The organism is Cellulomonas pasadenensis (assembly GCF_047229365.1).
Taxonomy (GTDB): domain Bacteria; phylum Actinomycetota; class Actinomycetes; order Actinomycetales; family Cellulomonadaceae; genus Cellulomonas.
In genome coordinates this window covers 1-9,297 of sequence record NZ_JBFTEP010000135.1, presented here as the reverse complement: position 1 = coordinate 9,297, position 9,297 = coordinate 1, and the positions used below count along the sequence as shown (strand labels likewise).

Sequence of the window (9,297 nt, the reverse complement as noted above, 5' to 3'; positions counted from 1 at the left end):
GCCGCCGGCGTCGCACCGCCGGCCCCCCGGCGCTCGACGGCGGGCCGCGTGCTCACCGTCGCGGGCGCCGTGCTGGGCGGTCTCCTCGTCGTCCAGCTCGCCGCGACGCTGCTGGCCGAGGCGTCCGCACGGACCGAGACGGCCGTGCAGACCTACGCCGCGGCGCCGGTCGTCGAGCTGGTCACGGACGGCGCGGTCGACGTCCGCGTGACCCCCGCCGGCGACGTCCGCGTCGCGCGCACCGCCCGCACCGCGTGGCAGGACGCCGACCACGTCGTCGACGAGTCCGCCGACCGGCTCGTCGTCACGCACCGCTGCGGCTGGCGCTGGGTCGGCGTGTGCAGCACCTCGCTGGCCGTGGAGCTGCCCGCGGGCACCGACGTGGTGGTCCGTTCGAGCGACGGCGACGTGCGCGCCGAGGGCGCGGTCGGGTCCGCCTCGCTGCGGACGTCGTCCGGTGCGGTCCGGGTGGTCGGCGCGCGCGGCGACGTCGTCGCGCGGTCGTTCGACGGGGACGTCGCCGTGCAGGACGCGGGCGGTGCCGTCGAGGCGCGGTCGTCCTCCGGCCACGTCGACGTGGCGGACGCCGACGGCAGCGTCGTGGCGGTCACGAGCGACGGCGACGTGCGGGTACGGCGCGCGGGCGACGACACCGAGGCGGTCTCCTCCTCGGGGCACGTGGAGGTCGACGGCGTCCGCGGCGCGGCCGTCGCGCGCACGTCGGACGGCGACGTCCTGGTCGCGGACGTCACGGGCGACGTGACGGCACGGACGTCCAGCGGACGCGCCACGGTGCACGGCACGGGGGAGCCCGTCGCCCTCGACATCTCCACGTCGTCGGGCCGCCAGACCGTCGACGCCCCGACGGACCCGTCCGCCGGGCGCCGCGTGACGGTCGCCTCGAGCGACGGCGACGTCGCCTACCTGGGCCCGCGCGACTGACGCGGCGGGGCGAGCGCCCACGACTCCCCGGGAACGACGAAGCCCCCGGTCGGCATCTGCCGACCGGGGGCTTCCTCGTACTGTCGGGGTGGCGGGATTCGAACCCACGACCTCTTCGTCCCGAACGAAGCGCGCTACCAAGCTGCGCCACACCCCGTGGAGCCCCATGAGAATAGCGGACGATCAGCCGTGCGACGAAACCGGCTGGTCAGCGGGCCGGGGAGCGGTGCCCGCGGCCCGCGTCAGGCCGGGACGAGCGTGAGCAGCGTCGCCTCCGGCCGGCACGCGAACCGCACCGGCGCGTACGGCGAGGTGCCCAGGCCGGCCGACACGTGCAGCCACGACGACCCTGCGCCGCCCGGCCGGTCGGGGCGTGCACCCGGCCAGCCGTGCAGGCCCTTGGCGCGGCGCCGGTCGAGGTCGCAGTTGGTGGTCAGCGCGCCGTAGAACGGCACCGCGAGCTGGCCGCCGTGCGTGTGGCCCGCGATCGTCAGGTCCACGCCGTCGGCGTGCATGGCGTCGAGGACCCGCCGGTACGGGGCGTGGGTGACGCCGACGTGCAGGTCGACCGTCGGGGCGTCCCGCCGGTCGGCGCGTGCGCGGACGTCGTCGGCGCCGCCGGCCGTGGGGAAGCGGTCCTGGTCGAGGTGCGCGTCGTCCGTGCCGACGAGCGAGAGCCGGCGGCCGTCGACGTCGAGGACGTCCCGCCGGTTCGACAGGTCCGCCCAGCCGCCCGACGTCAGCCGCGCGACGAGCTCGCGCCACGGCAGCTCGACCGGCGGGTGGGTGGGCTTCTTGCGGGCGTCGGGCAGCAGGTACCGCACGGGGTTCTTGGGCCCGGGCGCGAGGTAGTCGTTCGAGCCGAGCACGAACGCGCCCGGCAGCGCCAGCAGCGGCTCCAGCGCGTCGAGGAGCGCCGGCATCGCGTCGAGGTGCGCCCAGTTGTCGCCCGTGTCGACGACGAGGTGCGGGTCGAGCGTCGCGAGCTCGCGCACCCAGTCGACCTTGCGGCGCTGACCGGGCGTGAGGTGCAGGTCCGACACGTGCAGGACGCGCAGCGGCGCCTGCCCCGCGGGCAGCACCGGGACGGTGACCTCGCGCAGCGTGTACCAGCGTGCCTCGACGAGCGACCACGCGACGCCGGCCACGCCGGCGAGCGCGAGCCCGCCGACGGTACGCAGCACGGGGTGGGCGGTGGGGGAGCCGCTCACCCGTCAGCCGTTGCCGCGGCCGTTGTTGCCCGGGCCGCCCTGCCCGCGCCCCTGCCCGTCCCCGGGACCGCCGCCCTGCCCGCCGCCCGGGAACCCGGGCTGGACCTGGTTCGGGTCGGGCGCGGGCGCCTGGCCGTTGGACAGCCGCAGCGTGACGGTCGCGCCGCGCGACGCCGAGCCGGCGGGCGACTGCTCCGCGACGGCGCCGGCCGGCACGGAGGACGCCACCTGCTCGTTCGAGACCGACACGCGGAAGCCCGCCCGCTCCAGCCGGCCGCGCGCGTCCTGCTCGCTGAGCCCGACCACCGACGGCACGTTGCTGCGCTCGCCGAACAGCTGGCGGTCGTTGGGCGACACGAAGCCCGGCACCTGCGCGCCGTCGAGCGTGCGGTCCATGTACCGCTTCCACGTCGGGGCGGCGATCGACGAGCCGTACGGCCCGCTCGTGTACCGCTTGCCGTTGATGGTCTGGCCACCCATCGAGCGGAAGTTCTCGCTGAACCCGACCCAGACGGCCGTGGCGCGCAGCGGGTTGTAGCCGACGAACCAGTTGTTCTCGTTGTTCGACGTCGTGCCGGTCTTGCCGGCGGCCGTGTACGACGGCGCGCCGACCGTGCGGGCGGTACCCGTCCAGACGTTGCTCAGCGCGAAGTTCATCGCGGCGGCGATCTGCGGCTCGACCGCGCCGGGCCGGCAGTCGGCGGACGGGACGGGCAGCTCCTCGCCGGCCGTGTTGACGACCGACGTGATGGCGATCGGCTTGCAGTACGTGCCGTTCGCGGCGAAGGCGGCGTACGCGGCCGCCATCTGCAGCGGCGACGTCGACTCGGAGCCGAGGACGTTGGCCGGCGTCGCGGTGAACGGCGCGTTGCCCGGCGTGCCCCAGCGCGTCGTGGACTGCGGGTCGCCGGCCTGCGTGACGCCGAGGTCGGCCGCGCCCTGCATGATGTCGCAGAGGTTGAGCTCCTTGGCCATGGCGACGTACGCCGAGTTCACGGAGTTGCGCGTCGCGTCGACGACGGACTGCTGGATCGCCTTGCCGCCCTCGGAGTTGCGGAACTCGTACGGCCCGACGAGGTTGATGCAGCTGTCGAACTCCCGCTGGTCGTACTTCAGGCGGGTGCCGTTGACCGTCTCCTGGAGCGCGTGCCCCTTGCGCAGCCACTCGAGCAGCGTGAACACCTTGAACGTCGACCCGGGCGCGAAGCCCTGCGAGCCGCCGTACTCGAACGACGTGTTGTAGTTGACGGCCGTCTCCTGCGAGGGCCGGTCCTTGAGGTTCGAGTAGATGCGGTTCTGCGCCATCGCGGTGATCTTGCCGGTGCCCGGCTCGACCGTGACGATCGACGACGCGACGCCCGACCCGTCCTCGACGGGGACGCCGGCCTTGACCTCCTGGTCGGCGACCGTCTGCTCGCCCGGCAGGAGCGTCGTCGTGATCTTCAGGCCACCGCGGTACAGCAGGTTGCTGCGGTCGCGGGCGGTCTCGCCGAACGCCGGGTCGTTGATGATGACCTTGGTGACGTAGTCGCAGAAGAAGCCCGAGCCGGGCACAACGTCGCCGGCGGCCATGCAGCCCTGCTTGAGCGGCTGCGGCCGCAGCGTGTCCTGGATGGGCGTCGCGACGCCGGCCGCGCGCTCCTCCTCGGTGATGTACTTCTCGCGGGCCATGTCCTTGAGCACCTGGTCGCGGCGCTGCTGGGACTTGGTGTACCGGGCGGCGCGCTCCTCCTCGGTCTGCTCCGCCGGGCCGACCGGGTCGAGCGCCGACGGGCTCTGCGTGATGCCGGCGATGGTCGCCGCCTCGAGGTAGGTCAGCTCCGCCGCCGACTTGCTGAAGTAGTACTGCGAGGCCGACTCGACGCCGTACACCGACGCACCGAAGGGCGCGATGTTGAGGTAGGCCTCGAGGATCTGCTCCTTCGACATCGTCTTTTCGAGCGTGATCGCGATCTTCGCCTCGCGGAGCTTGCGGGCGACGCCCTCGGCGCCCTTGCTCTCGCGCGCGGCGTCGATGAGCGCCGCACGCTCCTCCGGGGACTGCGCCTGCTCGGCGGCGTCGATGAAGACGTTCTTCACGTACTGCTGGGTCAGCGTGGAGGCGCCCTGCGTGTCGCCCATCGCGGTCGCGATCGCGGCGCGCGCCATGCCGGCGACGTCGACGCCGGAGTGCTCGTAGAACCGCCGGTCCTCGACGGCGACGACGGCCTGCTGCATGATCGGCGCGATCGCGGCGAGCGGCACGACGACGCGGTTCTGCTGGTAGAACGTCGCGAGCAGCGTGCCGTCGGCGGCGAGGATCTCGGACTTCTCCGGCAGCGGCTGGGGGTCCAGCTCGCTGGGGAGCTCCTCGAACGCCGTCACGGACATGTCGGTGGCGCCGTTGGCCGCGGCCACGGCGGGCAGCAGCATGCCGGCGGCCAGCACGCCGCCGACGACGGCGACGAGCAGGAAGGAGACGAGCAGCGCCAGCGCCTGGACGGCGCTGACCTTGCGTCCGCGGGCGCGGGCAGGGGTCGGCATGCCTGTCAGGGTACCGGCGCCCCCTGACGGCGCCCCAGGGGCGTCCGCGGACCGCCGCCGGTCCTCCACGGGACCTGCACACGCGCTGCGCCGGGTGGCGGAAACCCGTGGACGGGTCTATCCGCGCGCGTGGCCGAGCCGCTAGCGTCCGCGGTGCGATCGGCAGGGACGGAGGTCACAGGTGACGGTGCTCGAGGTGGACGGTCACTGGACCGCGCGCGCGGCGTGCGGGTCGGGCAAGCTCGCGCCCGACGCGCTCTTCGTCGAGGGGTCGGCGCAGCGGGACGCGCGGGCGGTGTGCCACGGCTGTCCCGTGCGCCTGGACTGCCTCGCAGACGCGCTGGACAGCCGGGCGGACTTCGGCGTGTGGGGCGGCATGACGGAGCGGGAGCGGCGGGCGCTGCTGCGCCGGCGGCCCGACGTGGTGTCGTGGCGTGACGAGCTGGTCGGGTCGGACCTCGCCCCCGGCGTGCCGGCCGCGCGGGTGTGAGCGCTCCCACCTGCGCCTGCGGGCGGGCCCGCGTCGGCGCGGGGCGCCGCCACTAGGGTGGGCGCATGGCCACCCAGTGGGAGTACGCGACCGTTCCGCTCATCATCCACGCCACCAAGGCGATCCTCGACCAGTGGGGTTCCGACGGGTGGGAGCTCGTGACGGTCATCCAGGGCCCCGACGCGGGCCTCGTCGCCTACCTCAAGCGCCCCAAGCCGTGAGCGGTGCGGCCCGGGTCGGCGCCCGCCTCGCGGAGCTGGGGCTGACCCTGCCCGCGGTCGCGGCGCCCCTCGCGGCGTACGTGCCCGCGGTGCGGGACGGCGGCCACGTGTGGACGTCCGGGCAGCTGCCGTTCGTCGCGGGTGCGCTGCCCGCGACGGGCAAGGTCGGCGCGGACGTCACCCCGGAGGACGCCGCCGACCTGGCGCGCGTCGCCGCCCTCAACGCCCTCGCGGCCGTGGGCGACCTGCTCGGGCGGGAGGACGCCACGGACCCCGTGACGGCGCTCGACCGGGTCCGGCGCGTGGTCAAGGTCGTCGGCTTCGTCGCGAGCGACCCCGGCTTCGGCGGGCAGCCCGCCGTCGTCAACGGCGCGAGCCTGCTGCTGCACGACCTGCTCGGCGACGCCGGCGTGCACGCACGCTCCGCCGTGGGCGTCGCGGTGCTGCCGATGGACTCGCCGGTCGAGGTCGAGCTGGTCGTCGCGGTCGACTGACCCGCGCGACCGACCCGCGCGACCGACCAGCACCCCGTCCCGGGCGGCCCGCAAGCCGCGCCCGCGGGCCTGCCCGTTCGGAGGGCGCGTGCCCTCAGCGGGCGCGCCGCTCCAGGCGGTCGACGTCCAGCAGGACGACCGCGCGGCCCTCGCGGCGCACCCAGCCGCGCGCGGCGAAGTCGGCGAGCGCCTTGTTGACGGTCTCGCGCGACGCGCCGACGAGCTGCGCCAGCTCCTCCTGCGTCAGGTCGTGCGCCACGCGGATGCCCTCGTCGACCTCCTGGCCGAACCGCGTCGCCAGGTCGAGCAGCGCCTTCGCGACGCGGCCCGGCACGTCGGAGAACACGAGGTCGGCCAGCGCCTCGTTGGTGCGGCGCAGCCGGCGGGCGAGCGCCTGCAGGAGGTGCTCGGCGACCGTCGGCTTGTCCTCGAGCCAGCGGATGAGGTCCGGGTGGCCGAGCTCGAGCACGACCGCGTCGGCGACGACCGTCGCGGTCGCGGTCCGCGGGCCCGGGTCGAACAGCGAGAGCTCACCGAACATCTCGCCCGGGCCGAGCACGGCGAGCAGGTTCTCGCGGCCGTCGTTCGAGCGGCGACCCAGCTTGATCTTGCCCTCGCGCACGACGTAGAGGCGGTCGCCCGGCTCGCCCTCGTGGAACAGCACGTCGCCCCGACCGGCGTCGATCTCCTTCATCGACGCGATCAGCGCGTCCGACGACTCCGCGTCCAGCCCCGCGAACAGCGGGGCCGTCAGCACGATGTCATCCGCCACGGCGGCACCTTCCCTCTCCCGGACCTTGCCGGCCTGCCTCCCGCACCGTCGTCGGCACGGACGTGCCGGCCACGCGGCGACGCCCGGCGCGTGCGCGTGACGTCGCGGCGGGGACGGTGCGTGCGGTCGTACCCGCCCCTGCTGTCACCTGCCAGTCTGCCGCATCGACGCCCGGTCGCGCGTCGGGGCGGCGCGGCGAGCGGCTCAGCCGTGCCCGGCGGCGCCGGGCAGGAGCTCCGTCATGGCGCCCGGGTCGCGCGCGACGCGCTCCACGAGCCGGTCGGTGACGCGGCGCAGCGCCTGCTCGACCCCCTCCTCGTACCGGGCGAGGCGGGCGTCGAGGTCGCGCAGCGCCGGCAGCACGCCGACCTCGCGCCCGGCGTCGGTGCCGTCGAGCGCGCGCTGCAGCTCCGCGGGGCGGGGCACCTCGAGCGCGACGTCGACGGGCAGGCTGAACGTCATGCCGGCGCCGAGGTCGTCGGGCCGCGCGGCGCTCGCGACGACGAGGTCCATGCGCGCGCGCACGACGCGGCGCCACCAGCCGACGCGGGCACGTTCGGCGCGCAGGGCACGCCGCTCCTGCCGGAGGTCGTGGAGCGGGTGCTCGACGCGGGACGTCACGTCGGAGCGGATCGGCCCGCTTCGCCCCGGACTTGAACGATCCGTGCGCGGGTGCGGCGTACGTCACCCGCCCAGACCAGTGCGAACCGCCCGCCGCCCCGCCGGGGCACGACCGGCCGCGCGACCCGCCCGACCGGCGGCAGGACCCGGTGCCGCGGCGCTGTGCGGCGGCCCGGTGCGCCGACCCGGCCCGGCGTACCCTGCCCGCGTGGACCCCCGCCGCCCCGAGACGCCGCTCGCCCGCACCCGGCGAGCCCGACGCGTCGACCGGGCGCTCGCCGAGCGGTACCCGGACGCGCGCTGCGAGCTGGACTTCCGCTCCCCGTTCGAGCTGCTGATCGCGACCGTGCTGTCGGCGCAGACGACCGACGTGCGGGTGAACCAGACGACGCCCGAGCTGTTCGACCGGTACCCCGACGCGGCGGCGCTGGCCGGTGCCGACGTCCGGGACCTCGAGGAGATCCTGCGGCCCACCGGGTTCTTCCGGGCGAAGTCACGGGCGGTCCTCGGCATCGGCCAGGCCCTCGTCGAACGGTTCGGCGGCGAGGTGCCGGCGCGCCTGGAGGACCTGGTCACGCTGCCGGGCGTCGGGCGCAAGACCGCCAACGTGGTCCTCGGCAACGCCTTCGGCATCCCGGGCATCACCGTCGACACGCACGTCGCGCGCCTGTCGCAGCGGCTCGGCTACACGACCAGCGACGACCCGCTGGTCGTCGAGAAGGACCTGCAGCCGCTGCTCGAGCGCCGCGACTGGACCATGGCCTGCCACCGGCTGATCTTCCACGGGCGGCGCACGTGCTTCGCCCGGCGGCCGGCGTGCGGGGCGTGCCCCGTGGCGGCGCTGTGCCCGTCGGCGGGCATCGGGGAGAACGACCCCGAGCGCGCCGCCGCGATGCTCAAGGGCTGACGCTCACCCTCCCAGGCGCCGGCCGCGGGCGCGGGCGCCGTCGACCTCGGCGAGCCAGTCGACGAGCAGCTCGCCCAGCTGCTCGGGCGCCTGGTCCGTGAGGAAGTGCCCGCCGCTGCGCAGCAGCTCGTACCGGTACGGCGCCGCGACCACCCGCGTCGGCGTCCGCAGCGGCGCGTGGGCCGCGGGCCGCAGGCCGTCGCGCGCGCCGTGCACCTGCAGCACCGGCGCGGGCCGCGCGGCGCGCAGCAGGGCGCGGTAGCGGCGTCCGTCGGGGCGCGGCGTCGAGCGCACGAGCCAGCGCACCTGCTCGAGCTGGCTGTGGGCGGCGAACGGCACGCGCAGCGCGCGGCGGTAGGTGTCGACGGCCGATGCGTCGGGCCGCCCCGGGATGCCGCCCCACTGCGTGAACATGCGCTCGACGAGGTCCCCCTCGACGACCGCGCGCTCGGGCAGGGACGGCAGCTGCGTGAACGCGAGCACCGCGGCCGCCGCGGGGTGGGGCGCGCTGCGCGGGTCGACGACCCGGTCGAGCGGGTGCGAGCAGGCGAGCACACCGACGGCCCGCACGACGTCGGGGTGCGCCGCGGCGGTCGCCCACGCGACGTCGCCGCCGGTGCCGCTGCCGACGACGACGGCGTCCGACTCCCCGAGCGACCGGATGACGCCGGCCGCGTCGGCGGCGAGCGTCGGCACGTCGTAGCCCTGCGGCGGCTTGTCCGAGCCGCCGGTGCCGCGCAGGTCCATGGCGGCGACGCGGTAGCCGGCGGCCGCGAGCAGCGGCAGCTGGTGGCGCCACGCCCACCAGAACTGCGGCACGCCGTGCAGCAGCAGGACGAGCGGCGCATCCTGCTCGCCCGTGACGGTCACGTGGAACCGGGCGCCGTTCGCGGTGACGAAGCGGTGCTGCCAGGGGCCGTCGAAGAGCAGCGCGGCGGAGTCGACGGTGGTCATCGGGTGCGAACCTACCGGGTCGCCCCCGGCTCGTGGCCACCGTCGGGGGCGTCGGGTGCGGGCGAGGCCGCGCCGGGGGCCGGCGCGGCGGTGTCGCGGACGACGGGCGCGGTCACTTAAACACAACTGACGCTGCCGACGATGCAATGAGAGGGTAGTTCG

The 9,297-nt window shown here is 75.6% G+C and carries 10 protein-coding genes and 1 tRNA gene; 5 read left to right on the top strand and 6 right to left on the bottom strand.

Features of this window, described 5'->3' with window-relative positions; genetic code table 11:
- Window positions 1-942 (top strand): DUF4097 family beta strand repeat-containing protein (locus AB6N23_RS15340; RefSeq protein ID WP_412866868.1); only part of this gene is annotated, 942 nt, incomplete at its 5' end.
- Between the two features lie 83 nt (window positions 943-1,025).
- Here the strand turns inward: AB6N23_RS15340 and AB6N23_RS15335 are convergent.
- The 3 genes from AB6N23_RS15335 to AB6N23_RS15325 form a co-directional block, all read right to left on the bottom strand.
- Window positions 1,026-1,099, bottom strand: a tRNA-Pro gene (locus AB6N23_RS15335).
- 85 nt (window positions 1,100-1,184) lie between these two features.
- Window positions 1,185-2,126 carry a metallophosphoesterase gene (locus AB6N23_RS15330; RefSeq protein ID WP_412866867.1) on the bottom strand — a complete coding sequence of 314 codons (942 nt, stop codon included), beginning with the start codon at window positions 2,124-2,126 and terminating at the stop codon, window positions 1,185-1,187.
- Between the two features lie 30 nt (window positions 2,127-2,156).
- Window positions 2,157-4,676, bottom strand: a complete 2,520-nt coding sequence (locus AB6N23_RS15325) for a penicillin-binding protein (RefSeq protein WP_412866866.1) — start codon at window positions 4,674-4,676, stop codon at window positions 2,157-2,159.
- A gap of 187 nt (window positions 4,677-4,863) precedes the next feature.
- Here AB6N23_RS15325 and AB6N23_RS15320 point away from each other — a divergent pair, with 187 nt between their 5' ends.
- From AB6N23_RS15320 to AB6N23_RS15310, 3 genes are all read left to right on the top strand, one after another.
- Window positions 4,864-5,166: a WhiB family transcriptional regulator gene (locus tag AB6N23_RS15320; protein ID WP_489672007.1), complete on the top strand. Its 303-nt coding sequence runs from the start codon at window positions 4,864-4,866 to the stop codon at window positions 5,164-5,166.
- 65 nt (window positions 5,167-5,231) lie between these two features.
- Complete coding sequence (gene sp36, locus AB6N23_RS15315; RefSeq protein ID WP_135973401.1) at window positions 5,232-5,387, top strand: Sp36 family protein; 156 nt, start codon at window positions 5,232-5,234, stop codon at window positions 5,385-5,387.
- The gene (locus AB6N23_RS15310) at window positions 5,384-5,881 is read left to right on the top strand and encodes a RidA family protein (protein ID WP_412866864.1); all 498 of its coding nucleotides are present in this window, start codon (window positions 5,384-5,386) and stop codon (window positions 5,879-5,881) included. Before sp36 ends, AB6N23_RS15310 begins: the two co-directional genes overlap by 4 nt.
- A gap of 94 nt (window positions 5,882-5,975) precedes the next feature.
- Here AB6N23_RS15310 and AB6N23_RS15305 read toward each other — a convergent pair whose 3' ends face one another.
- Window positions 5,976-6,653, bottom strand: coding sequence for a Crp/Fnr family transcriptional regulator (locus tag AB6N23_RS15305; RefSeq protein ID WP_412866863.1), 678 nt, complete (start codon window positions 6,651-6,653; stop codon window positions 5,976-5,978).
- A 204-nt stretch (window positions 6,654-6,857) separates the two neighbouring features.
- Window positions 6,858-7,274 (bottom strand): RsiG family protein, encoded by a 417-nt coding sequence (locus tag AB6N23_RS15300; protein WP_412866862.1) that lies wholly within the window; start codon window positions 7,272-7,274, stop codon window positions 6,858-6,860.
- 208 nt (window positions 7,275-7,482) lie between these two features.
- Between AB6N23_RS15300 and nth the strand changes: the two genes are divergently transcribed.
- Window positions 7,483-8,181, top strand: a complete 699-nt coding sequence (gene nth, locus AB6N23_RS15295; RefSeq protein WP_412866861.1) for an endonuclease III — start codon at window positions 7,483-7,485, stop codon at window positions 8,179-8,181.
- 3 nt (window positions 8,182-8,184) lie between these two features.
- Here the strand turns inward: nth and AB6N23_RS15290 are convergent, their stop codons facing one another.
- Window positions 8,185-9,135, bottom strand: coding sequence for an alpha/beta fold hydrolase (locus AB6N23_RS15290; protein ID WP_412866860.1), 951 nt, complete (start codon window positions 9,133-9,135; stop codon window positions 8,185-8,187).
- Window positions 9,136-9,297 lie beyond the last annotated feature (162 nt).

Coding starts and splice junctions, on each gene's coding strand:
- AB6N23_RS15325 (WP_412866866.1), bottom strand. CDS start 4,676: ATGCCGACCCCTGCCCGCGCCCGCGGACGCAAGGTCAGCGCCGTCCAG.
- sp36 (WP_135973401.1), top strand. CDS start 5,232: ATGGCCACCCAGTGGGAGTACGCGACCGTTCCGCTCATCATCCACGCC.
- AB6N23_RS15290 (WP_412866860.1), bottom strand. CDS start 9,135: ATGACCACCGTCGACTCCGCCGCGCTGCTCTTCGACGGCCCCTGGCAG.